Origin of the sequence: Limnohabitans sp. Rim8 (assembly GCF_943326455.1) — a bacterium.
Classification (GTDB): Bacteria; Pseudomonadota; Gammaproteobacteria; order Burkholderiales; family Burkholderiaceae_C; genus Limnohabitans_A.
In genome coordinates, this window is record NZ_CALPTI020000018.1 from 45,421 (window position 1) to 69,097 (window position 23,677).

Sequence of the window (23,677 nt, forward strand, 5' to 3'; positions counted from 1 at the left end):
GCTGCAGATTCAGGGGCTGGCGGGCCTGAATGCCTCGGCGACAAAGTCCACAAACGCCCGTACCCGTGCTGCCGATTTGTGTTGCGCTGGATAGACCGCATAGATGTCGGCATCGGGCGTGTGGTGCTGCGGTAGCACTTGAACCAGCTGGCCATTGGCCAGATGTTGACGGATGTCCCACTCTGCGCGCAACAAAATGCCGTGACCTTCAATCGCCCACTGCACTGCGATGCTGCCGTCGTTTGTGGTCAGGTTGCCGCGGGTTTTGATGGTCTCGGATTTCCCCTGCTTGCCTCGAGTGAGCTTGATGACCCCATAGGCCTCACCCCCTTGGCGGATGCTGATGAGGTTGTGACGCGCCAAGTCACTCGGACTTTTGGGTTCACCATGTACCTGCAAGTAAGTGGGCGCGGCGCACAGAAGCCGTTGGTTATCAGCGATCTTTCGCGCGATGACGCGGGTGTCTGGCGGCGGACCAAATCGGATGCAAACGTCGAAGACATCGTCCGTCAGCGCCGGTGGATCGGCAGTCAAATGCAGCTGGGCTTGCACTTGCGGATATTGCTTGACAAAGCGACTGACCAAAGGCCCGATGTGACTTCTGCCAAAGCCTAAAGTTGCATTGATGCGCAGCAAACCACTGGGCGTTGATCGGCTGGCACCGAGTTGTTGATCCAGGTCGGCCATCTCGGCCAGGATGCTGCGGGCGTGGCGCAGCACGGTTTCACCCTCCACGGTCAAACTCATGCGGCGCGTGGTCCGGTTGACCAGTGACAAACCTGCTCGAGTTTCCATTTGGGACAAGTGCTTGCTCACTGCCGCAGTGGTGATCCTCAACTCCCTGGCGGCTGCGCTCAGGCTGCCGGACATGGCCAACGTTGAAAAAAACCCCAGATCGGCTGCTTGGAGGCGGGTTTTCATTGTTAATTAAAAGTTAATAGCACCTTAAATTTTAAATAGTTTGTTGAGCATGCAGGTGTACAAAATTGGGCTCTCTGTCACTTTATTTCAGCAGTACCTTATGAAAACCTACCGCATCGCCACCATCCCCGGAGATGGCATTGGCAAAGAAGTCATTCCCGCAGGCCAGCAGGTCATGCAAGCCTTGGCGCAAGCCTGCGGCACTTTTGCTTTTGAGTTCGAAGACTTTGGATGGGGCGGTGACTACTACCGCCAGCATGGTGTGATGATGCCGGCCGATGGTCTGGATGCTTTGCGTGGCAAAGATGCCATCCTGTTCGGCTCGGCCGGTGACCCGCACATTCCTGACCACATCACCTTGTGGGGTCTGCGCCTCAAAATCTGTCAAGGCTTTGACCAATACGCCAATGTGCGCCCCACGCGCATCTTGCCTGGTATCGATGCGCCTTTGAAGCGCTGCACGCCCAAGGACCTGGATTGGGTCATCGTGCGCGAAAACTCCGAAGGTGAATATTCAGGTGTGGGTGGACGTGTGCACCAAGGTCATCCGATCGAGGCGGCCACCGATGTGTCCATCATGACCCGCACAGGCGTTGAGCGCATTTTGCGCTATGCCTTCAAACTGGCACAGTCGCGCCCTCGCAAGTTGTTGACGGTGGTGACCAAAAGCAACGCGCAGCGCCATGCCATGGTCATGTGGGATGAAATCGCCGTGCAAGTGTCCAAAGAGTTCCCCGATGTGAAGTGGGACAAGGAATTGGTGGATGCGGCCACCGCCCGAATGGTCAACCGACCTGCGACCCTGGACACCATCGTCGCTACCAATTTGCATGCCGATATCTTGAGCGATTTGGCAGCCGCGTTGGCGGGTAGCTTGGGCATTGCGCCAACGGGTAACATTGACCCCGAACGCCGTTACCCCAGCATGTTCGAGCCGATCCACGGTTCGGCTTTTGACATCATGGGCAAAGGCCTGGCCAACCCGGTGGGCACGTTCTGGTCGGTGGTCATGCTGCTGGAGCACATTGGCGAGCAAGCCGCTGCCCAGCGCCTGATGGAGGTCATTGAAAGCGTGACGGCCAACTCCGCCTTGCACACAGGTGATTTGGGTGGCAATGCACGCACGCAAGAAGTGACCGAGGCGGTGTGCAAGGCCTTGGCTTGATTCGAATGAAGTTTTTCTGAGTTTTCGGTGAACGTTTTTCTGTCTCTCAATTTTTGAAAGGTTTGAACATGAGCTTCAAGTTTCTATCCGTCGCCCTGGCCTGTGCGGCCATGGCCTCTGCCAACGTGATGGCGCAGGATTACCCTGTTGCCAACAAATCCATCACCTTCGTCTTGCCCTATGCGGCGGGCGGCCCAACCGACAAGGCGGCGCGTGACCTGGCACAGTCCATGAGCAAGTTCATGGGTGGCCACAGCATCGTGATCGATAACTCTGCGGGCGCATCGGGCTCGATTGGTGCCAACAAAGTGGCCAAAGCCCCAGCCGACGGTTACACGCTGCTGTTCACCCACATTGCACAGGCCACCTTGCCCACGTTTTTCCGCAATTTGCCCTACAACGTGGAAAGAGACTTTGAGTACATCGGCCTGGTCAGCGAAAACCCCATGAACCTGATCGGTCGTCCCAGCTTGCCGGCCAACAACATGGCTGAGTTGTTGGGCTGGATCCAAAGCAACAAAGGCAAGATCAACATCGCCAATGCCGGCCCAGGCTCCGCTTCTCATTTGTGCGGCATGTTGTTCCAATCCACCATCAAAGTCGACATGACGTCGGTGCCCTACAAAGGCACGGCGCCCGCAATGACCGACTTGATTGGCGGCCAGGTCGATTTGATGTGCGACCAGACCACCACCACCATTCCTCAAATTGAGGGTAAGCGTGTCAAGTCCTTTGCTGTGACCACGCCTGTGCGTTTGACCGCTCCGGTGCTCAAAGACAACCCCACCATGCAAGAAGCTGGCCTCAAGGACTTCTCGGTCACCATCTGGCAAGGTTTGTATGCCCCCAAAGGCACGCCAGCACCGATTCTGAAGAAGCTCAACGATGCGCTCAAGGCAGCGGTCAAAGACACTGACTTCATTCGCAAGCAAGAGGCCGGTGGCGCCACAGTGATCACAGATGCGCGCAACGACCCAGCAGGACACAAGACCTTTGTCATGTCTGAAGTGGCCAAGTGGGCACCGGTCATCAGGGCCGCTGGCGTTTACGCGGATTGACATTGGATTTCACGGGCCGTGCTGTGTTTTGACAGAGCACTGGTCTCGTCGGTTTCAGCCAATTCGTCAGGGCAGCGTTGGTCGCATGCTGCCTTGATGTCAATTGCCTTTATCCTTGGCTTTTGCATCTTTGACCACTTGCCTTGTGAAGACTGAACCTCAAACCATCTTGCGCCACCTCTACGATGTGGCGGTGCAACGCGCCCTGCCCCTGCACAACACGGCGGCCCATTTGCCAACACCCCCCAAGGGGCGCACCTTGGTGTTGGGTGCAGGCAAAGCCGGAGGCGCAATGGCCCAGGCTGTCGAGGCGCTGTGGCCGGCAGATGCCCCACTGTCGGGTTTGGTGGTCACGCGTTACGGCCACACACCACCGCGCCCTGCCGGTTTGCCCGAACGCATTGAAGTGGTGGAGGCGGCACACCCCGTGCCCGATGCGGCGGGCTTGCAAGCGGCCGAGCGTATTTTGGAACTGACGAAGGGTCTGACGGACGACGATCTGGTGTTGTGCCTGATCTCGGGCGGCGGCTCGTCTTTGCTGACTTTGCCAGCCGACGGCATCAGCTTGCAGCTCAAGCAAGACATCAACCGCCAACTGCTCGCCAGCGGTGCCAATATTTCTGAAATGAATTGCCTGCGCAAACACCTCTCGCGCATCAAGGGCGGGCGCTTGGCGGCGGCATGTAGCCCTGCGCGGGTGGTCACACTCACCATCAGCGATGTACCCGGCGATGATCCGTCCATCATCGCCAGCGGCCCCACCGTGCCCGATGCCACCAGCTGCGCGGATGCGCTGGCCATCTTGAAGCGTTACGCCATCACGGTGCCCGACTCGGTGCTGCAGGCTTTGCAGTCGGGTGTTTGGGAAACGCCCAAGCCCGGCTCGGCTGTCTTTAAAGGTCACAGCGTGCACATGATCGCCACGCCCCAGCAGTCGCTGGAGGCTGCTGCCGAGGCCGCCCGCGCGATGGGACTCAATGCCTACATCCTGAGCGACGAGATCGAAGGCGAATCGCGCGAGGTGGGCAAGGTGCATGCGGCGCTGGCCCGTGCGTCGGCCAAGGGCTTGGGGCCGTTCATCAAGCCTTGTGTGATTCTGAGCGGCGGCGAAACCACGGTGACGATCAAGCCGCAAACGGTGGGCGTGCCCAAAGGGCGTGGGGGCCGGGCGGGAGAGTTTTGCATGGGGCTGGTGCAGGCCTTGCAGGGCCAGTCAGGTGTTTGGGCCTTAGCGGCCGATACCGATGGCATCGATGGCATCGAAGACAATGCCGGGGCGCAAGTGGCCCCTGACACACTGGCTCGTGCTCAGACCCTGGGACTCAAAGTGGACGAACACCTGCAGCGTAACGACGCCTATGGCTTTTTTCAGCCACTGGGCGATCTTGTCATCACCGGCCCCACTCACACCAATGTGAACGATTTCAGGGTGATGCTGGTGTTGTGATTTTCTAAGGAGAAAAAGCATGTCTATCAGTCGAAGAACTTTTTTCGCAGCCGCATCGACACTGGCCGTTGACGCGGCCTTTTCTCAGGCGCACCACCACCATCCGGATTTGCCAGTGTTGCCTTCAGCGGTAGAACCTTATGCCCGTTTGCAGGGAGGGCAGCCGCACCACCTGACGGCAGACCAGACGGCACAGCGCTCGTTTGTCAGTCCTGCACCCAAGGGTCCTGAAGGTCGCTGGGTGCCCAAAGCCGCTTTGCCCATTCCCCGAAGCGAGATGGCCTGGGCCACAGAGTGGGCGGGTCGTTTGCACGTGGTGGGCGGCTACGGCGAAGGGCGTGTGGATCGGGGGTACCACCATGTGTACAACCCGGCCACCGATCGGTGGCACAACGCTGCGGCATTGCCACGAGGTGCCAACCACGTGGCGGTGGCCACGTTGAACGGGCGCATCTACGCTTTTGGTGGCTTCATCGAGCAAAACCGCAACCCCGATGCTTACGCTTATGTCTACGATGTCAGCCAGGACAAATGGACGACGGTGGCGCCCATGCCCCGTCCGCGCGGCGCAGCAGCAGCAGTAGCGCTGGGCGGCAAGCTGCATTTGATTGGCGGCGCAGCCGCACCCACGGAAGAGCGTGCCAGTGTGGGCTGGCATGAGGTGTACGACCCCCAGACTGACCAATGGAGCCGCCGCAAGCCATTGCCGGGCGCGCGTGACCATGTCGGCTGCGTGGCTGATCAAAATCGCATCCATGTGGTGGGTGGGCGCTTCAACACCTTCGAGTACAACACGGCCTTGCACCACGTTTATTTGCCCGAGCGTGACACTTGGGAGCTGCGCGCGCCCATGCCCACAGCCCGATCAGGCCATGGTTTGGTGATCTACCGAGACCGGTTTTTTGCCATGGGAGGAGAGGGCGGCATCATCAATCGGCCTGGACAGCAAACTGTGTTTGGCCAAATGGAGAGTTACGACCCCAAGACGGACAGCTGGCAGTCGCACGCTGCGATGCCCACACCGCGACACGCCGTGGGGGCAGTGGCGATCGGCGATTGGATTTACGTCGCTGGCGGTGGCGCCATTTTGGGCGGTGGCGTGCAATCGGCCGTGCACGAGGCATTCACGTTGCAGTCCTGACCTGAGTGCCCCATGGGCACTTTCAGCAGCTTTTGGGGTTTGAATCAGAGCTTGTGTTGGAAATGATTCGCATCGATTGACTGCTTTGATGTGCGTCAAATGCTTGTCTCTCAGGCTCTGGCACATTCGGGTCCAATATGTTGGATACCTCTTTGTCCCCCCTGCCCGAGCCCGCTCCACCCTTATCCCTTTTGGGGGTAGGCACCGTGTTGCAGCACCGAGGCGATGCTGTGGACCACATCTTGCACGTCATGCAGGGGCGCGTGGTGCTGGGTGTGATGGCAGACGGCCACATGGCGCACCAGCTGGGCGTGGTCGAGGGGCCGTTTTGGCTTGAAGCCGCTTCGGGCCTATTGGCCTTGCCTCACGCGGTCGATGCGGTGGCCGAGACCGAGGTGCATGTGCAGTACGTGAGCGTGGACGACTTTGTGGCCGAGGTGCAAGCCTTGCCCGTGGCCTCGCAGAAATTGCTCATGGACATGGCCCGTTCGCAGCGCCAACAAACGGAAATGGCCGTGAGCCGCCAGGCCAAGGACGCCGATGCGCGTTGCGCTGAATGGCTGCTGCGCCATGCTGTACCCGACGAGCTTTTGGGGGGCTTGTCCGTGAAGCTGACAGAACGCAAGCGCACGATTGCCGCCCAACTGGGCATCGCCCCCGAAACTTTCTCCCGCGTGTTGCGCCACTTGCGCGAGCGCCAACTCATCAGCGGTGGCGGCCGTGTGTTGGGTCTACCCAATCCCCAAGCCTTGCGTGAGCTGGCTGGGGTTTGAGCCTGCTGGACCTTTAGGACTTTTGCAGCCTTGGATTTTTCATCCACAGCACGGGTTGTTCCTTGACAGGGCGCGCTGGGGCCCCGTGTTGCAGCAAAGCTTGGTCGAGTGCTTGACCGGCTTCGTCTTGCAAGGCCGCTTGGCGGATGCGGGCCACAGCCTCAGCCCTCTCGGTCACCGGCACTTTCGAGGCCGGACCGCACACATGGCGCAGGATGTGCAGCAGGTTGTCTTTGCCGCGCTCGTTGGTGCTGCCGTAGCCTTTGATGAGCTGCCCGCAACGTGCCAGTTCCAGGCCCAGTGCGGGTGACTGGCGCGTAGCGGCTTCGATGCCGCCCAACCACTCTTCGATCAGGGCTTGCTCTGTGGCATAGCGGCTGCCCAGTGGGCGCAGCACGCGCAGGCTGGCCAAGAGGCGCAAGCTGGCCATGCCCCACAGCGCATGCCGCGCGACCTTGAGCGGCATGGACCAAGGCGCTTTGCCATTGGCCACGCGGCCACGGTCCCAGCGCAGTAGATGGTTGGCTAGGGCTTGCGGCAGCAGGGCAGCCAACTCGGGGACGCCAGGTTTGAAGTGGTCGTACACCTTGAGCACATCGCCTTCTTTCGCCTTGACCTCTTGCGTGACCCGGCTCCAGCGGCTGGCGCGGCTTTTCAGGTCAGCCACGCGGATGATGTCGTCAAACGCCATCCACAGCGCCAGCCAACGGGTGGCCTCGGCGGTCACGGGGTGGCTGGCGTCGTTGGCGTGGGCTTCTGCACTCTGCAAGCGTTCGAGCCGCTGCACATACAAACGGGCATAAGCCGGACCTTGGTACTCGACCAAGCGCTGGTGCGCCAAGCCCATCAGGGGGTGCAACACGGCTGGAAACTTGGCGGCGACATCTGCAGGCAAAACAGCCGAGGCAGAGGGTGCAGCCACGGCAGGTTTCATCACCTGTTCGACATAGTGTGCCTGTTCGCGCTGGCGCTTGACCAGATCAAAAGCCAGTGCAAAGCCGCGCAAACTGGCCTCGGCCGAACTACTTGGCCCCGCCAACACGGCCTCGTAATGCGCCCTGTCAAAAGGCAGCAAGCCACTGCCAGCAATGGACCCCAGCATCACGGCACTCACCATGGTGCCGCTTTGCTGGCACAGGCTGGCCATGTCCATCACATGGTGTCGCAGGCTGTGCGCGGCCACCACATCGAGCAGTGGACCTTCAGGGCGACGACCGTCGCCCATGGTCATTTTTTCGGCGGTGGTGAGCGCCCGGGAGGAAGCGCTGATCACCAGCGTGCGGTCGTTTGAAGCCAGGCCGTTGCCAATTTGGCGTGCGGTTTCCAGCAATTCGGATGAGACGAGCGCATCGAGTCGGCCTGGCAGCGGGTTCAGACCCAACACCGGCAAGCGGCCTTGCAGCTGGCTGTGGGGCAGAGGGTAGACCTCGAGGTAGTAGGTGGTGGCGCCGGTGCGCTGCGCCACGCCGGGGATCGAGGTGGCTTGCGCCGGATAGCCTGCGTGGCGGGCCACGTCAACCAGCCAGTCGGCCAGCACGCCGCCGCCTTCGCCGCCCAGGGCGCAGAGCAAGATGGAAATCGGTTGGGTCATGGTGTGTCTCTCAAATGAGCGTTTCAAGCTGGTTGCAGCCAACGTGTGGCCAGGCCTTGCCAGCGGGCCCACAGGCGTTCGTGCCACTTGGGGTTTTGCACCACTTCGGCGCGGTAAAAGGACGGGCACAGTGTGGCCGCGTGCGCGTTTTCGCCGCACAGGCCGCAGCCCACACAGCCGTCGATCACGGTGGCCACCGGATCCACTTTCAGCGGGTCGGGGTTGTCTTTGAGCGTCAAGGTTGGGCAGCCTGAGAGGCGAATGCAGGCGTGGTCGCCATTGCACACGTCTTCGTCCACGCCGTATTTCACGCGCTCGACGCGTTCGCCTTTGGACAGCAGCGAGGCCAGCCAGGGCTTGATGCGGCGCTGGCGTTCCAGCTGGCATTCACCCTCGGCCACGATCACTTTCAAGCCCTGAAACTCGGTGGTAAAGGCCTCGGTGAGTGTGGCTTGCATGTGGCTCACTTCGTAGGTATGCACCGTGCGCAGCCACTGCACGCCCAAACCTTTGAGCGTGGACTCGATGGTCTGGTTGGTGTGCACCATGCTCTGGCGCTTGTCACCCGCCAGTTCTTTGGCGATGTCAGTAGGCGTGTTGATGATGTCCTGCGTGCCGGTGGCCGAGGTGTAGCCGTTCTTGAAGATCAGCAGCACCGCATCGTCGCCATTGAACAGCGCGCTTTGCACGCCCGTCAGCAAGCCGTTGTGCCAAAAACCACCGTCACCCATTACCGACAACACTCGCCGCTTCATGACGGGCGACACACCCGCCCGGCTGGCCAGGCTCATGCCATACCCCAGGATGGAGTGGCCAAAGGAAAACGGCTCGAAGGTGGCCAGCGCGTGGCAACCAATGTCGCCCGCGATGTGCACTGGGCCCACGTCTTGTTGCGCCAGTTTGAGCGCAGAAAACACCGGCCGCTCGGGGCAGCCAATGCACATGCCGGGCGGCCTTGCGGGCACCGGACTGCCCAACAAGGTTTGCACTTGTTGGCGGCGTTCGCCGTTGGTGGCCAGCCATTGGCGCGTGGTCTCAGGCACGGCGTCCGCTTGATGGCGGTCCAGAAACTTCAGCAAGCCTTGGGCCATGACTTCGGCGGTGTACTCACCGCCCGAGGGCAGCATGTCTTTGCCGTGCAGCGGGGTTTGCAGATCGAGGCGGCGCAGCATCAGCGCAAGTTCTTGCTCGATGTATTCGGGCTGGCCCTCTTCGAGCAACAGCACGGCCGACTTGTCCTTGCAAAAATTCACCAACTCATCGGGCACCAGCGGATACGTCACATTCAGCACCAGCACCGACAAGCTGGACACGCCAAAGGCGTCGGCCAGGTCGAACTGCTGCAGGGCCCGCATCAGCGTGTTGTACAAACCGCCTTGAACGATCAGGCCCAAGTGGCGGTGGGTGCTGCCTTCAAAGTGTTCGTTCAGGCGCTGTTCAGTGATGTATTGGCGGGCAGCGGGCAGGCGGTGCTCTACTTTGCGTTTTTCTTGCGCAAAGGTCACGGGCGGGTGCGCCAGTCGCATGTAGTTGAAGCCTGCCGGCTCATCGATCAGGTGCTTTTTGGACAGCTTGGGGGCTTGGTTGTCCTTGGCCACAAACTGGCCGCGCACATGGCAGGCGCGGATGCGCAACTCCATCATCACTGGCATGTTGGACGCTTCGGACAGCCTGAAACCATGTTCGACCATGTTGACCATTTGGCCCAACTCGGGGCGCGGGTCTAGCAAGCACATGCCCGACTTGAGCGCATAGGCGTGTGTGCGCTCCTGGATCACGCTGGCACCTTCGCCGTAGTCTTCGCCCACCACGATCAGCACGCCACCCGTCACGCCGGGCGAGGACAAGTTGGACAGCGCGTCGGCCGCCACGTTGGTGCCCACAATCGACTTCCAGGTCACCGCGCCGCGAATCGGGTAGTGGATTGACGCGCCCAGCATGGCCGCTGCCGAAGCTTCATTCGAGCAGGCTTCCACATGCACGCCCAACTCGTCCATGTAGGGCTTGGCCTGCACCATCACATCGAGCAGGTGCGAGACCGGCGCGCCCTGGTAGCCACCCACATAGCTCACGCCCGACTGCAGCAGACCCTTGGTGATGGCCAGGATGCCCTCACCGTGAAAGACCTCGCCTGCGCCCATGCGCAGGGCCTTGATTTCTTCGTGAAATGAAACTTCCAAAGCACACTCCTTGCGTTGTGGTGTCCGCATGCTGCGGGGCAAGGAGCATCTTACGTATAAGTTCATTCAATGAAATTTATAAAGATCATGCATTGAATTTATAAGTCAGGGCCAGTCATCTTGGTTACAGCAGACCCTGCTGCAAGACGCCACCATGCGGCATCCCCCAACCAACAGGAGTCGATACATGAGCAGCAGACGACAGTGGATTCAATGGGCCGGCCTGGGTGCCGCTTCGCTGGGTGTGATGGGCCGTGCTTGGGCCTCTGCATTTCCTGACAAACCGATCAAATTGATCGTGCCCTATCCTGCAGGTGGCGGTGCCGATCAATGGGCCAGGATCGTGGGGGGCAAGGCGGAGAAATTGTTGGGGCAACCCATCGTGATGGATTACAAGCCCGGTGCCAGCACCACCATCGGTGCGGATGCTGCCGCGAAAGCCCCGGCCGATGGCTACACCATCCATTTGATTGACAGCACCGCTTTTGCCTATGTGCCCAATATGCGCAAAGTGTCTTATGACCCCCTCAAAGCCTTCACGCCTTTGGTCCATTTGGGCGACTTGCCATTTGTGCTGGTGGCTCACCCCTCATTGCCCGTTCGCAACTTGCAAGAGCTGATTTCGTTTGCCAAAGCCAACCCCAACAAAGTCAATTGCGCCAGTGCGGGGGTGGGTTCACCGCATCATTTGATTGCCGAAATCTTCAAGCAACGTGCAGGCATCTCCATGAACCATGTGCCTTATAAAGGGGCCGCTCAATACATGGCCGATTTGGTGGGCGGGCAAGTGGACTTGGCCGTTTCAACCTTGGGGCCGGCCTTGCCGCACATGCAAACGGGTCGCATCCGTGCTTTGGCCGTGTCTACGGGCAAGCGTTCGTCTGCCATGCCCGATGTCCCCACCATTGCCGAGCAAGGGTTTGATGGCTTTGATGAGAAGCCCTGGAACTGTTTTGTGACCAATGCTGGTGTGCCCGCCCAGGCTTTGGATCGCTTGCGTTCAGCATTTCGCGCAACGATGGATGACCCCGAGGTGGTACAGGCTTTACGTAAGACGGGCGTCGAAGAAATAGGCCGCATGCCCTTGGCCCAAATCAGCGAGCAAATGCGTCTGGACAACCTGAAGTGGGGCGAAGTGATTCGCCGCGCCAAAATCACCATGGACAGTTGAGCGCCGCAGGCCCTGATTGGGCCCTTGGGCCTGACCTCAAGCTGGGAGGCGGGCCTTGTCCGGGTACTGGTCAAACACGGTGCCGTGGGCGAACAGGGTCTCTATGTCTGGGGCCGAGTAGCCCAGTTGGCTCAGCACAGTCCTGGAGTGCTGACCCAACCACGGGGCCGGCTGTCGAATGCTGCCCAAAGCGCCACTGGATTTGATGGGCAAGCCCAAAGTTTTCATGGGGCCAATGATCGGGTGGTCCATCTCATGCACCATCTGTCGTGCCAGCACATGCGGGTCGTGCAGGGCTTGTTCGTAGCCAAAAACCGGACCGCCCGGTATGCCCACCGCATCCAGCCGTGCGACCCAGTGGGCCGTCGGTTCTTGCGTTGTCACCGATTCAATGTCGCGTTCAAGCGCATCCACGTTCTTGACGCGCAATGCCTGAGTCAGGTACTCAGGGCGCTGAAGCCAGTCGGGCTGGTCGATGACTTTTTCACAAAAGGCCACCCACATTTTTTGCGTGCCCGCACCCACCGTGACATAGCCATCGCGGGTGCGGTAGGCCTGGTAGGGGGCAGAGCGCCTGTGGCGGGTGCCGGTGGCGGTAGGGATCTCGCCTGAGCCAAAATAAGCCCCGAATTCCCAAGGGGTCCAAGCCAGCCCTGCCTCCAAGAGCGAGGTCTCTAGGTACTGACCTTCCCCAAAACGCAGTTTGCCAATCAGGGCACCCAAAATCCCCGACAGAGCCGTCACGCCACTCGCAATGTCGTTCATGGCAATACCCACCTTGGCCGGACGCCCACCGGGCGCTCCGGTCATCATCATGATGCCGGACATGCCTTGGGCAATGATGTCAAAGCCCCCTTTTTGGCCATACGGCCCGGTTTGGCCAAAGCCCGACATGGAGGCGTAAATGACACCGGCGTTGTGTGCGCGAACGTGCTCGTAGTCCAGCCCCATGCGCTTGACCACCCCCGGACGGAAGTTCTCCAGAATGATGTCTGCCTTTGCAGCCAATTGATGGGCGATTTTCAGTCCGGCCGGATCTTTCAGGTTCAGCGCGATGCTTTGTTTGTTGCGGTTGAGCACTGCAAAACAATAGGATTCACCATTGACCTGTGGCTCAAATTGGCGCGATGTGTCGCCTTTGTCGGCGTTTTCGAGTTTGATGACCTCGGCCCCCATGTCCGCCAGGACCATGCTGCAGTAAGGGCCAGCCAGGACGTTGGTCAAATCCAGAACACGCAGGCCAGATAAGGGGAGTTTCATGGAGGGCTTTCTTGGATGGGCGTGAAGATTTAGCGGCCTGTGAACACCGGCTTGCGTTTTTCCATGAAGGCGGTGCGGCCTTCGGTGAAGTCGGCGCTGTTGAAGCACTGCGCCACCAATTGGTCGCACAGGGCCACATTGCGCAAAGAAGCGTCTTTGACGATTTCACCCACAATGGTCTTGATGGAGCCCACGGTCATGGGCGCGTTGGCTGCAATGGTGTCGGCATATTGGGTCACGTAAGACAACAGCTCTTCCTTGGGCACCATGCGGTTGATGAGCCCCATGGCAAGGGCTTCGGGTGCACTGAACTGCCTTGCAGTAAAGAAGATTTCTTGCGCAAAGGAGGGCCCCACCACGTCCACCAGTTTGCGCACACCGTCGAATTCGTAGCCCAGCCCCAGTTTGGCGGCAGGCACAGCAAAACGTGAATGGTCCGCTGCAATCCGGATGTCGCAGTTCAGTGCCACGCCCACGCCGCCGCCAATGCAGTATCCCTGGATCATGGCCAAGGTGGGTTTGTTGAGGTTTTTCAGGGCCTGCATGCCTTCTTGGGCCACCGCGTCGTAGCGCTGGGTGGCTGCGGCCGAGTCGCGTTGCTCGGCGAATTCCGAAATATCGGCGCCCGATACAAAGGCCTTGTCGCCCGCCCCATGCACCACCACCACGCGGATGTCGTCATCGCGGGCAAAGTCGTTGGCAATGTCCGCCAGTCCCTGCCACATCTCAAGTGACACGGCGTTGTGTCGGGCGGGATTGTTGAAGGTGATCCAGCCCACATGCTTGTCTTTGTGGGCAGACATTTTTTCAGTTTTCAAAAAACTCATGAAGGGACTCCAAGGTAATGGGTTGTCAGTATGAGACGCATTGGGGGGGAGCCAAGGTTACCCGTGTGACAGGTGCCCCAAAAGGCTGGATTTACCGCCATGCCCAAGCGCTGAGCGCCAAACAGGTGATGTAACGGTGCAAAATATCATGTATAGGTGGTATGCATTCAATGAATATCAAAGATTTGGACCTGAACCTCTTGCGTTTGTTTGACGCGGTGTGGCGCACACGCAGCGTGAGCTTGGCCGCGCAGCAGCTTGGCATGTCACAACCGGCGGCCAGCCAAGGGCTGGCACGCTTGAGATCAGTGCTGGGCGACGCCTTGTTTGAGCGCAGTGGCGCGGGGGTGCGACCGACGCCGCGTGCCGACCGGCTGGCGCAGGCGGTGCAGTTGGCGCTGGGTACGATCGAAGATGCGCTCAACGCCTCGCAGGTGTTTGACCCGCAGCGCTCAACCCGCGTGCTGCGTGTGCACCTGAGCGACATTGGCGAGGCGCGTTTTTTGCCCGAATTGGTGCTGGCGCTGCAGCGACACGCGCCGGGCATGCGGCTCGAAGCCATGCCGCTGCCGCACGACAAAATCGCCCCCGCGCTGGACAATGGCCAACTGGATCTGGCGATCGGTTTTTTGCCCGAGGTGGACGACACCCTGAAGCAGCCTTTGATGAGCGACCGCTATGTGGTGCTGATGCGCCAGGGCCACCCGGTGGCGCGGCGCTGGGCACACCTCCAAAAAGCACGCGCTGCCCCCGATGCTGCGCAGGCCTTGCTGGCCGAGCTGGAATTCGCCGCCGTGCGCACCCATTCAGACACGCTGCGCATTTTGGATTTGATGCATTGGCAGCACCGTTTGCGCCTGACGGTGAGCCATTTTTTATCGCTGCCCGGTATTGTGCGCAGCACCGATCTGGCGGTCTTGATGCCACGCAATTTTGCGCAAGGCTTTGCCGAGGCAGGAACTCTGGCCCTGATCGAGCCCGATTTGCCCTTGCGCGACTTCACCGTGTCCATGCACTGGAGTGCCCGCTTCGACAAAGATCCCGGCTTGCAGTGGTTGCGGGGCACCGTGTCCCGACTGTTCAGCACCATCGAGGTCAAGCCATGAACACTTTCAAACCCTACTTGAGTGCCATCGAAGCGTCCAGTCTGGCCGAGGTGCAGGCGCTGCCCGGCCTTGTGCTGCTGGAGTTTGGCACCCAATGGTGCGGCCACTGCCGAGCCGCCCAGCCCTTGATCGCGCAGGCTTTGGCTTCGCACCAGCATTTGCAGCACCTCAAAATCGAAGACGGCCCGGGCCGTGCGCTGGGCCGCCACTACCGGGTCAAGCTCTGGCCCACGCTGGTGCTGTTGCGCGATGGGCATGAAGTGGGCCGTTTGGCGAGGCCTGCATCCGTGCAGGCCATACAGAAATTGATGTTCGAAGTTTGATTTACAGCAGATCCGTTTGACGGATTCCGTATGGAGGAAAAATCTGGACATGATCCATTCGTTCATCTGCCGCAATACCGAGGCTTTGTTCAAAAGTCAGCCCGTGCCCCGCTTCAGAAACATCGAAAGGGTGGCACGGCGAAAGCTCTTGCAATGACGTGCTGTCACGGAATTGATCAGTCTGAGAGTCCCTCCCGGCAACCCCTTGGAGGCCTTGAAGGATGATCGAAAAGGACAACACAGCATGTGGATCAATGACCCATGGCGTATTTGTTTTGTCTGGCACGACAACGGGGCTTACCAATTTGAGATAGTGGACTGCCACTGAGGAGTTGAACATGACCGAATGACTAGACGAAATTCATTCTGGTGAAATCTTGTTGGAAGACTTCATCAAGCCCATGGGCATTTCTGCGCGTCAGCTGGCCGAGTAAGGCATGCGTCAGGCCACCCGAACACTGACCGATGCGATAGCCCCCCGTATTCGGGTGTTCCAACAGCCTGCAGCCACTTGAATTAACAGGGGCTGGCTACCCTTGAGCCAGCAAAACTCCGGCGTCTTCGTACCAGAACATCAGGGCATCGTCGTAGCTTTCCCACACACAACCGTTGCAGCCACGCCCGCAGCACGAAGTGGGCTCTGGTGGTGGCGCTCTGAAATCGTGGCCTGCTGCTTGCAGGCGTTGTTGAAACTGCGCAATGCCACGGCGCACGGACGCGCGCTGGGATGCGTAGGGGTCGATGATGGGGTGTTCGTTCTCGGCGCTCATGCCGTATTGTCTGACAAGGCGAGTCCAATTTTTGTGGGGCTGAAGTCGCTGGACTAGGGAGTGGGCTTCACACTTTGGCCTTGGATCACCGTGTGCGCGATCATGCGCTCATCGCCCAGCACGATCATGGCAAACAGCCATTCGGCCAGGGTTTCGGTTTGAGCGGTGCGGCGTGCCAGCAGGGGCGTGGCCTGGGGGTTGAGCACCACGAAGTCGGCTTCGCAGCCGGGCAGCAGGTTGCCGACTTGGCCGTTCAGGTCCAGTGCAGCGGCCGCGCCTGCCGTGTGTTGCCACCACAGGTGTTCGGGTAACAGGCTGATGCCCGGTCTGCCCACGCTTTGCCTGGCCACGGTGTAGGCCGCGTGCATGGTGTGAAAAGGGCTGAAACTGGTGCCGCCACCCACATCGCTGGCCAAGCCGTAGCGCAGACCGGCCACGTCTGACGCGGTGTAGTCGAAGAAGCCACTGCCCAAAAACAGGTTGCTGGTGGGGCTGACAGCAGCGGTCGCACCCACCTCGGCCATGCGGCGGCGGTCGGCATCATCCAGATAAATGCAGTGCGCGTACACCGAGCGCTGGCGCAGCAGGCCCGCGCGGTCGTACACATCCAGATAGCTGCGCGCTTCGGGGAAGAGTTCGTGAACCCAGCGGATTTCGTCCAGGTTCTCGGCCACATGTGACTGAATCCACACATCAGGAAATTGTTGAGCGATTTCGCCTGCGCCGTGCAGCTGAGAGGTGGTGCTTGTGGGTGCAAAGCGCGGCGTGATGGCGTAACCCAAGCGGTCCACACCGTGCCAGCGGCGAATCAGGTCTTCGGTTTGGCGCAGGCTCAGGACGGTGTCGTTGTCGCGCAGGCCGTCGGGGCTGTGGCGGTCTTGCAGCACCTTGCCGGTGACCATGCGCAGGCGACGGGCCTGAGCCTCGGCCATGAAGGCATCGACCGACTCGGGATGCGCGGTGGCAAAACACAGCGCGGTGGTCACGCCGTTGCGCATCAGCTCATCCAAAAAGAAGCCGGTGACTTCGTGCGCGTAGGCGGGGTCGGCAAACTGCTTTTCGTGCGGAAAGGTGTAGTGCTCAAGCCAGGGCAGAAGGCCGTCGGCGGGCGAGCCGATCACATCGGTTTGGGGGTAGTGAATGTGCAGGTCGACAAAGCCTGGCGCGATGCACAGACCCGGCCAGTGGGTGACTGGCAAATCAGGGTATGTCGGCGCGAGTTCGCGGTAAGGGCCGATGGCTTGAATGCGCACGATGCCATCGGCTTCTCGGGCAGTGACCAGAAGGCCGTCGGTTTCATGGCTGGCTTTTGGTTGTGCCGGGTCGGTGAACCACAGTAAGCTCGCTCGCCAAGCTTGGATGTCGGTCAGGTGGAAGGCGTGGCGCATGGTGCGGTTGGGTCTGAATACGGGGATAAACACCCGGAAAAATCGGGTTTTGGCAGTGTTACATTGTGCGGCAATCTATTGGCTTGCAAGGCCCGGATCATCGCTAAAGGCACGGACTTTGCAAGAGACTTATCAGACCCTCCATCGCACCCGACATGACCACACCCCTTTTGTCTTTGCAAGGCATCACCAAACGCTACCCGGGCGTGGTGGCCAACCAAGATGTGTCGCTGACCGTGATGTCCGGCCAGGCCCATGCTGTGCTGGGCGAAAACGGCGCGGGCAAGTCCACCTTGATGAAAATCATCTATGGCTCGGTCAAACCCGATGAGGGCCAAGTGGTCTTCAATGGCCAGCCAGTCAACATCCGCAACCCGCAAGAAGCGCGCAAGCTGGGCATCAGCATGGTGTTTCAGCACTTCAGTTTGTTTGACACGCTCACCGTGGCCGAAAACGTGTGGCTGGGGCTGGACAAGACGCTCAGCTTGGCCGAAGTGACCGAGCGCATCGTGGCCAAGGCCAGCGAATACGGCCTGGACTTGGAGCCCGAGCGCCCGGTGCACACCCTGAGCGTGGGCGAGATGCAGCGGGTGGAGATCATCCGCGCCTTGTTGACCGAACCCAAGCTCTTGATCCTGGATGAGCCCACTTCGGTGCTGACCCCGCAGGCGGTTGAAAAGTTGTTTGTGGTGCTGCACAAACTGGTGAGCCAAGGCTGTAGCATTTTGTACATCTCGCACAAGTTGCATGAAATTCGGGCGCTGTGCAGTGCCTGCACGGTGCTGCGGGGCGGCAAGCTGACGGGCGTGTGCGACCCGCGTGAAGAAACGAATGCTTCTCTCAGTCGCTTGATGATTGGGGCGGAGCCCCCCGCTTTGGCGCATGTGGCGCGTGCGCCGGGCGAGCTGGTTTTGTCGGTCAAGAGCCTTAGCCTGACGAGGAAAGACCCGTTTGGCGTGGACTTGGAGGGCATCAACTTGCAGGTTCATGCAGGTGAGGTGGTGGGACTGGCCGGTGTATCGGGCAACGGGCAAAGGGAATTGATGTGGGCCTTGTCGGGCGAAGACACCCGGGCAGGCCAGCAGTGCGGCCCAGCCAGTGTGACGCTGGCTGGCCAAGCGGTGGCAGCTTTGGGGCCGGTGCCGCGAAGACAGATGGGTCTGCACTTTGTGCCCGAAGAGCGTCTGGGACGCGGCGCTGTGCCCTCGCTCAGTCTTTCGCAAAACCTGCTGCTCACGCGCAGCGAAGCCGTGGGTGCGGGCGGTTGGGTGCGCATGGGGGCGTTGGCCGATCAGGCCCGTAGCGTCATTGAGCGCTTCAAGGTCAAGGCCTCAGGGCCGGATGCGCCAGCACAGTCGCTGTCGGGCGGCAATTTGCAAAAGTTCATTGTGGGGCGCGAGATCAGCGCTTCGCCGAAGCTGCTCATCGTCTCGCAACCGACCTGGGGCGTGGATGTGGGCGCGGCGGCGCAGATCCGTGCCGAGATTCTGGCTCTCCGCGATGCGGGTTGTGCCGTCTTGGTCGTCAGCGAGGAGCTGGAAGAATTGTTCGAGTTGTCTGACCGTTTGCATGTGATCGCCAAGGGGCGCTTGTCGCCGTCGGTGGCGCGGACCGAGGCCACGGTGGAACGCATAGGCGAGTGGATGAGCGGCTTGTGGCCCGAGGCCAACCAGGCTATGTCTGCAAAAGAAGGAGCTCAACATGCTGCAGCTTGAACTCCGTCCCCAAGCTTCAAATCTGTGGACCTATGCGTCGCCAGTGTTGGCGCTGTTTCTCACTGTGCTCTTGGGTGTGGCGCTGTTCATGGCGCTGGGCAAAGATCCCCTGCGCGGTTTACAAATGTTTTTCTGGGAGCCGATCAAAACCAGTTATGCCTTGGGCGAACTGATGGTCAAGGCCACCCCGCTGTTGATCATCGCCTTGGGTTTGGCGGTGTGTTTCAGATCCAATGTGTGGAACATCGGTGCCGAGGGACAGTTTGTCATGGGTGCGGTCTGTGCCGGGGGTGTGGCCCTGTTGGCTGACAAAGACACCGGACGCTGGATCGTGTTGGCGGTGCTTTTGGCGGGCGTTTTAGGCGGCATGTTTTGGGCGGGTATCACGGCTTTTTTGCGTGACCGCTTCAATGCCAACGAGATTTTGGTCAGTCTGATGTTGGTCTACGTCGCTGGCATGGTGCTCAGTTATCTGGTTTACGGCCCCTGGAAAGACCCGGCGGGTTTCAACTTTCCCCAGTCCAAAACCTTTGAGTCGGTCACGCAAATTCCGCGTTTGATGGATGGCTCCCGGGTCAGCGTCGGTTTGCTGTTGGGGCTGCTGGGTGCTGGATTGCTGTGGGTGTTTTTGTTCCGCACCCGGGCGGGCTTTGCCCAACAGGTGGGTGGGCTGGCGCCTGACGCTGCGCGTTATGCAGGCTTTTCTTCACGCAAGGCTTTGTGGGTGGCGCTGTTGGTGTCGGGCGGCGCTGCAGGTCTGGCGGGCGCCTTGGAGGTCGCCGGGCCCATTGGGCAGCTCACGCCTTACGTGCCTGCGGGTTACGGTTTTGCCGCCATCATCGTGGCCTTTGTTGGGCGCTTGCACCCCGCTGGCATGGTCTTTTCGGCAGTGCTGATGAGCATGTTTTACATCGGCGGTGAATTGGCGCAATCGCGCTTGGGCTTGCCCAAGTCGATCACGGGCGTCTTCCAGGGCTTGTTGTTGTTTTGCCTGCTGGCGTGTGACACCTTGGTCGCCTACCGCTTGCGTTGGGTGTCCAAAAAAATCGGGAGCGTGTGATGGAGTCGTATGCATTGCTGATCGCAGCCACCCTGAATGCGGGGACCGTGCTGGCCATTGCCGCCTTGGGTTTGCTGATCAATGAAAAGGCCGGGGTGGTGAACTTGGGGGCCGAGGGCATGATGTTGTGCGCTGCCATTGCAGGCTTTGCTTGCGTGGTGCACACCGGCAACGATTGGTTGGGATTTTTGGCGGGCATGGGCGCGGGCGCAGTCTTGGCGGCTGTTTTTGGGGTGCTGGTGATTTGGCTGGGCACCAACCAATACGCCACCGGTTTGGCGCTGAGTTTGTTCGGTGTGGGTTTCTCCGCCTTTGTGGGCATTGGCTACGTTCAAGAGAAACTGCCCGAGCGGCCCAATTACGAGATTCCCTTCTTGGCCGATATTCCTTTGTTGGGCCCTGCTTTCTTCAAACAACATCCGTTGGTATACGGTGCCATTTTGTTGGTTTTGGCACTGATCTGGTTCCTTTACAAAAGCCGCACCGGTTTGGTGCTGCGGGCGGTGGGTGAGTCGCCTGCGTCGGCCCATGCTTTGGGTTATCCGGTGCGCCTCATTCGGTTGGCGGCGGTGGTGGCTGGGGGCGCTTTGTGCGGCCTGGCTGGGGCTTACATCTCGGTGAGCTACACGCCCCTGTGGGTCGAAGGCATGGTGGCCGGCAAGGGTTGGATCGCGCTGGCGCTGACCACTTTTGCGACTTGGCGTCCGGCACGTGTTTTGCTTGGTGCGTACCTGTTTGGTGGCGTGACCATGCTGCAGTTTCATTTGCAAGGCATAGGTGTTGAAGTGCCCAGCCAGTTGCTCTCAGCGCTGCCTTACATCGCCACCATTGTGGTGTTGGCCTTGATCTCACGTAACCCTACTTGGATTCGGGTCAACATGCCTGCTTCTTTGGGTAAACCTTTTTACCCCGGTTCATAATCTTTGTTTTTCCAACCCTGTAACCCTGTTTATAAAGGAACTGACATGACAGACATCTCCAAGCGCTCCATCGTCAAGATGGTGGCCCTGACCGCTGTGGCAGCCGCCGCACTGGTCGGTTGTGGCAAAAAAGAAGAGGCCCCCAAGGCCGCTGCCCCTGCTGCGGTTGCCAAAGCCGAGCCCCTGAAGATTGCATTTGCCTATGTCGGCCCTGTGGGTGATGGTGGTTGGACCTTTGCGCACGACAACGGCCGCAAAGAAATCGAAAAAGCGTTCGGCGACAAAGTGGTCACCACATTCGTTGAAAAAGTGCCAGAAAGCGCTGACGCTGAGCGCGTGATCCGCGACATGGCAGCCCAAGGCAATAAACTGATTTTTGGCACCACCTTTGGTTACATGGAGCCCATGCTCAAAGTTGCCGCTGACAACAAAGGCATCAAGTTTGAACACGCCACCGGCTACAAAACTGCCGAGAACATGCGCACTTATGACAGCCGCACCTACGAAGGTGCGTACATGGCGGGTGTGATTGCCGGCAAGATGACCAAGACCAACGTCTTGGGCGTTGTGGCTTCTATCCCAATTCCTGAGGTGATCCGCAACATCAACAGCTACACCATGGGTGCGCAGTCGGTGAATCCCAAGATCAAAACCAAAGTGGTTTGGGTCAATGAGTGGTTCAACCCACCGAAAGAGTCTGAAGCCGCCACATCGCTGATCAATGCCGGCGCTGACGTTCTGATGCAAAACACCGACTCATCGGCTGTGCTGCAGACCGCTGAAAAAATGGGCAAGCGTGCCTTTGGTTGGGATTCCGACATGACCGCCTACGGCCCCAAAGCTCACTTGGGTTCGGCTGTGATCAACTGGGGTCCTTACTACGTGAAGGCCGTGGGTGAAGCCCTGGACGGCAAGTGGAGCACCGGCTCGAGCTGGTGGGGCGTGAAAGAAGGCGCGATCGAGATGGTCAACGTGGCCGCTGACGTGCCAGAAGACATCAAAAAGCGCATCGCCGAGATCAATGCTGGCTTGAAAGACGGCAGCTTCTCCATCTGGAAAGGCCCGATCGTGGACCAGTCTGGCAAAGAAATGCTGGCCAAAGACGTGGTCGCCGATGACAAGTACTTGGGCGGCGTGATGTTCTACGTCAAGGGCGTGGAAGGCAAGATTCCTGGCAAGAAGTGATCTGACACGATCTGACGAATTTGTTTCGCAAAACCGCCCCTCGCAAGAGTGGCGGTTTTTTTTTGATAACCTGAGTCCGTTTTCGTTTTCACCAAGGCCCCGTTTTGTTCAAACACTTGGAAATTCCTGCCGTTGCCCCACCCAGCTGGCGGCAAATTCGAGCCGATTTTGGCGCCACCTACGCCGCCAATGCGCTCATTGGATTCATCTTTGCGGCCACCGGACCTGTGGCCATCATTTTGTCGGTCGGCACGCGGGGCGGCTTGTCACCTCAAGAGTTGGCGTCTTGGGTGTTCGGTGTTTTCTTTGTCAACGGTCTGGTCACCTTGTTGATGAGCTGGCGTTACACCACGCCCTTGGCTTTTGGCTGGACGATTCCGGGCACGGTGTTGGTGGGGCCGGCCTTGCAGCACCTGAGTTTTGCCGAGGTCATTGGCGCTTTTTACATGACCAGCGCCTTGGTTTTGGCGCTGGGTTTGAGCGGCTGGGTCAAGCGCGTGATGGCAGCCTTGCCCATGCCCATCGTCATGGGCATGGTGGCAGGGGTCTTTTTGCGTTTTGGTCTGGATATTGTGCGGGCGCTGGACAGCGATGTGCTCATTGCCGCACCCATGGTGGCCGTGTTTTTGTTGTTGTCTGCAAGGGCAGATTGGGGTAAGCGCCTCCCGCCCGTGATTGGTGCTCTGTTGGTGGGCGCTTTGGCGGTGGCGCTGTCAGGCCGGTTGGATGGCGCTGCAGTCGGCCAACTGGCCTTGGCACAACCGGTGATTCAGACCCCTGCGTGGTCCTTTGCCGCCATGCTGGAGCTGGTGGTCCCTTTGGCCATCACGGTGCTGGTGGTGCAAAACGGGCAGGGTGTTGCGGTGCTCAAAAGTGCAGGGCACGAGCCACCCGTCAACATGATCGCTGTGGCCTGTGGTGTGGGCGCTGCCGTGAGCGCGGTTTTTGGTGCAGTCAGCACCTGTCTGACAGGGCCGACCAATGGCCTGCTCACCTCATCGGGTGAAAGGCGCCGCCATTACAGCGGTGCGCTGATGTTCGGTGGTTTGGCTTTGCTGTTTGGCCTGATGGCGCCGACCTTCACCGGTCTCATGCTGGCGGCCCCCAAAGAGTTCATCATGGTGCTGGGTGGCTTGGCCATGCTGCGTGTTTTGCAAGGCGCGTTTGTGGCCTCCTTTGGGGCAGGCAAGTTCTCTTTGGGCGCCCTGGTCAGCCTTTTGGTCACGGTGGCTGACATTGGTCTGTTCAACATTGGGGCCGCCTTTTGGGGTTTGGTGGCCGGGTTCGCCGTGTCGTGGTGGATGGAGCGGGCTGATTTCAAAAGCACTTGATTGTCAGCTTTTGTCCGTCATATTTCTCAAGGACTTTGTTGACCGTGTAAGCTGAGTTGTCGTTTCTGGCCACATTGGACAGAACAATGCTTCCCAAGAGGGCACCATGCTGGAACGTTTCATTCAGAACAAAAAACTCGACGCTGCCAAGCAAGCTACCAAAAAGCTTTTGAGTGCCCGGGGTGAGGCCAATGCGCAAAGCATGGCCGTCAAGTTGATCGACAACTACGAACACTTGGACAAGCGCAGTCAAACGGATTTTTTCCACCACCTGTCCAACGAGTTCAATCCAGACCCGGCGATGGTGATGGATGCCGCCAACCGCTACAACACCGAGCGCAACGA

General features: G+C 59.6%; 20 protein-coding genes and 2 pseudogenes. 15 read left to right on the forward strand and 7 right to left on the reverse strand.

Annotation, left to right across the window (positions count from 1 at the left end):
- Nucleotides 1-9: 9 nt before the first annotated feature.
- Nucleotides 10-921 (reverse strand): LysR family transcriptional regulator, encoded by a 912-nt coding sequence (locus Q1M54_RS12015; protein WP_300557501.1) that lies wholly within the window; start codon nucleotides 919-921, stop codon nucleotides 10-12.
- Nucleotides 922-1,021: 100 nt separating this feature from the next.
- Here Q1M54_RS12015 and Q1M54_RS12020 point away from each other — a divergent pair, with 100 nt between their 5' ends.
- The 5 genes from Q1M54_RS12020 (at nucleotide 1,022) to Q1M54_RS12040 (ending at nucleotide 6,505) form a co-directional block, all read left to right on the forward strand.
- Nucleotides 1,022-2,086 (forward strand): tartrate dehydrogenase, encoded by a 1,065-nt coding sequence (locus tag Q1M54_RS12020; RefSeq protein WP_300557503.1) that lies wholly within the window; start codon nucleotides 1,022-1,024, stop codon nucleotides 2,084-2,086.
- A gap of 68 nt (nucleotides 2,087-2,154) precedes the next feature.
- Nucleotides 2,155-3,144 carry a tripartite tricarboxylate transporter substrate-binding protein gene (locus Q1M54_RS12025; RefSeq protein ID WP_300557505.1) on the forward strand — a complete coding sequence of 330 codons (990 nt, stop codon included), beginning with the start codon at nucleotides 2,155-2,157 and terminating at the stop codon, nucleotides 3,142-3,144.
- 145 nt (nucleotides 3,145-3,289) lie between these two features.
- Nucleotides 3,290-4,591 (forward strand): glycerate kinase, encoded by a 1,302-nt coding sequence (locus tag Q1M54_RS12030; protein ID WP_300557507.1) that lies wholly within the window; start codon nucleotides 3,290-3,292, stop codon nucleotides 4,589-4,591.
- Nucleotides 4,592-4,610: 19 nt separating this feature from the next.
- Nucleotides 4,611-5,732, forward strand: coding sequence for a kelch repeat-containing protein (locus Q1M54_RS12035; protein ID WP_300557509.1), 1,122 nt, complete (start codon nucleotides 4,611-4,613; stop codon nucleotides 5,730-5,732).
- A 137-nt stretch (nucleotides 5,733-5,869) separates the two neighbouring features.
- Entirely contained in the window at nucleotides 5,870-6,505 is a 636-nt protein-coding gene (locus tag Q1M54_RS12040) for a Crp/Fnr family transcriptional regulator (protein WP_300557511.1), read from the forward strand.
- A 13-nt stretch (nucleotides 6,506-6,518) separates the two neighbouring features.
- Here the strand turns inward: Q1M54_RS12040 and Q1M54_RS12045 are convergent, their stop codons facing one another.
- Nucleotides 6,519-8,096, reverse strand: coding sequence for an indolepyruvate oxidoreductase subunit beta family protein (locus Q1M54_RS12045; RefSeq protein WP_300557513.1), 1,578 nt, complete (start codon nucleotides 8,094-8,096; stop codon nucleotides 6,519-6,521).
- A gap of 23 nt (nucleotides 8,097-8,119) precedes the next feature.
- The gene (locus Q1M54_RS12050; protein WP_300557515.1) at nucleotides 8,120-10,276 is read right to left on the reverse strand and encodes an indolepyruvate ferredoxin oxidoreductase subunit alpha; all 2,157 of its coding nucleotides are present in this window, start codon (nucleotides 10,274-10,276) and stop codon (nucleotides 8,120-8,122) included.
- 187 nt (nucleotides 10,277-10,463) lie between these two features.
- On the opposite strand from Q1M54_RS12050, the gene Q1M54_RS12055 reads away from it, so the two are divergent.
- Complete coding sequence (locus Q1M54_RS12055) at nucleotides 10,464-11,447, forward strand: tripartite tricarboxylate transporter substrate binding protein (RefSeq protein ID WP_300557517.1); 984 nt, start codon at nucleotides 10,464-10,466, stop codon at nucleotides 11,445-11,447.
- Nucleotides 11,448-11,483: 36 nt separating this feature from the next.
- Here Q1M54_RS12055 and Q1M54_RS12060 read toward each other — a convergent pair whose 3' ends face one another.
- Both Q1M54_RS12060 and Q1M54_RS12065 read right to left on the reverse strand, forming a co-directional pair.
- Entirely contained in the window at nucleotides 11,484-12,707 is a 1,224-nt protein-coding gene (locus Q1M54_RS12060) for a CoA transferase (RefSeq protein ID WP_300557519.1), read from the reverse strand.
- Between the two features lie 29 nt (nucleotides 12,708-12,736).
- A complete protein-coding gene (locus tag Q1M54_RS12065; protein WP_300557521.1) occupies nucleotides 12,737-13,534 on the reverse strand; it encodes an enoyl-CoA hydratase in 798 nt (265 codons plus the stop codon).
- Between the two features lie 170 nt (nucleotides 13,535-13,704).
- Between Q1M54_RS12065 and Q1M54_RS12070 the strand changes: the two genes are divergently transcribed.
- The 3 genes and pseudogenes from Q1M54_RS12070 to Q1M54_RS12080 all read left to right on the forward strand — a co-directional run bounded on the left by Q1M54_RS12070 (nucleotide 13,705) and on the right by Q1M54_RS12080 (nucleotide 15,291).
- A complete protein-coding gene (locus Q1M54_RS12070; protein WP_300557523.1) occupies nucleotides 13,705-14,640 on the forward strand; it encodes a LysR family transcriptional regulator in 936 nt (311 codons plus the stop codon).
- On the forward strand, nucleotides 14,637-14,963 hold the full coding sequence (locus Q1M54_RS12075; protein WP_300557525.1) for a thioredoxin family protein: 327 nt from the start codon (nucleotides 14,637-14,639) through the stop codon (nucleotides 14,961-14,963). Before Q1M54_RS12070 ends, Q1M54_RS12075 begins: the two co-directional genes overlap by 4 nt.
- Nucleotides 14,964-15,012: 49 nt before the next feature.
- Nucleotides 15,013-15,291, forward strand: a pseudogene (locus tag Q1M54_RS12080) (type II toxin-antitoxin system RelE/ParE family toxin).
- 202 nt (nucleotides 15,292-15,493) lie between these two features.
- On the opposite strand, the gene Q1M54_RS12085 reads toward Q1M54_RS12080, so the two are convergent.
- Both Q1M54_RS12085 and guaD read right to left on the reverse strand, forming a co-directional pair.
- Nucleotides 15,494-15,733 (reverse strand): oxidoreductase-like domain-containing protein, encoded by a 240-nt coding sequence (locus Q1M54_RS12085; RefSeq protein ID WP_300557527.1) that lies wholly within the window; start codon nucleotides 15,731-15,733, stop codon nucleotides 15,494-15,496.
- 53 nt (nucleotides 15,734-15,786) lie between these two features.
- Entirely contained in the window at nucleotides 15,787-17,121 is a 1,335-nt protein-coding gene (gene guaD / locus Q1M54_RS12090) for a guanine deaminase (RefSeq protein ID WP_300557529.1), read from the reverse strand.
- Between the two features lie 155 nt (nucleotides 17,122-17,276).
- On the opposite strand from guaD, the gene Q1M54_RS12095 reads away from it, so the two are divergent.
- The 6 genes and pseudogenes from Q1M54_RS12095 to Q1M54_RS12120 form a co-directional block, all read left to right on the forward strand.
- Nucleotides 17,277-18,836 carry an ABC transporter ATP-binding protein gene (locus Q1M54_RS12095; protein WP_300557531.1) on the forward strand — a complete coding sequence of 520 codons (1,560 nt, stop codon included), beginning with the start codon at nucleotides 17,277-17,279 and terminating at the stop codon, nucleotides 18,834-18,836.
- The gene (locus tag Q1M54_RS12100; RefSeq protein WP_300557533.1) at nucleotides 18,823-19,896 is read left to right on the forward strand and encodes an ABC transporter permease; all 1,074 of its coding nucleotides are present in this window, start codon (nucleotides 18,823-18,825) and stop codon (nucleotides 19,894-19,896) included. The genes Q1M54_RS12095 and Q1M54_RS12100 overlap by 14 nt, the downstream gene beginning before the upstream one ends.
- The gene (locus Q1M54_RS12105) at nucleotides 19,896-20,816 is read left to right on the forward strand and encodes an ABC transporter permease (RefSeq protein ID WP_300557535.1); all 921 of its coding nucleotides are present in this window, start codon (nucleotides 19,896-19,898) and stop codon (nucleotides 20,814-20,816) included. The genes Q1M54_RS12100 and Q1M54_RS12105 overlap by 1 nt, the downstream gene beginning before the upstream one ends.
- Before the next feature lie 45 nt (nucleotides 20,817-20,861).
- Nucleotides 20,862-22,001 (forward strand): BMP family ABC transporter substrate-binding protein, encoded by a 1,140-nt coding sequence (locus Q1M54_RS12110; RefSeq protein WP_300557537.1) that lies wholly within the window; start codon nucleotides 20,862-20,864, stop codon nucleotides 21,999-22,001.
- Nucleotides 22,002-22,105: 104 nt separating this feature from the next.
- On the forward strand, nucleotides 22,106-23,332 hold the full coding sequence (locus Q1M54_RS12115; protein ID WP_300557539.1) for a benzoate/H(+) symporter BenE family transporter: 1,227 nt from the start codon (nucleotides 22,106-22,108) through the stop codon (nucleotides 23,330-23,332).
- Nucleotides 23,333-23,438: 106 nt separating this feature from the next.
- Nucleotides 23,439-23,677: pseudogene (locus Q1M54_RS12120) on the forward strand (decarboxylase); the annotation flags it as partial.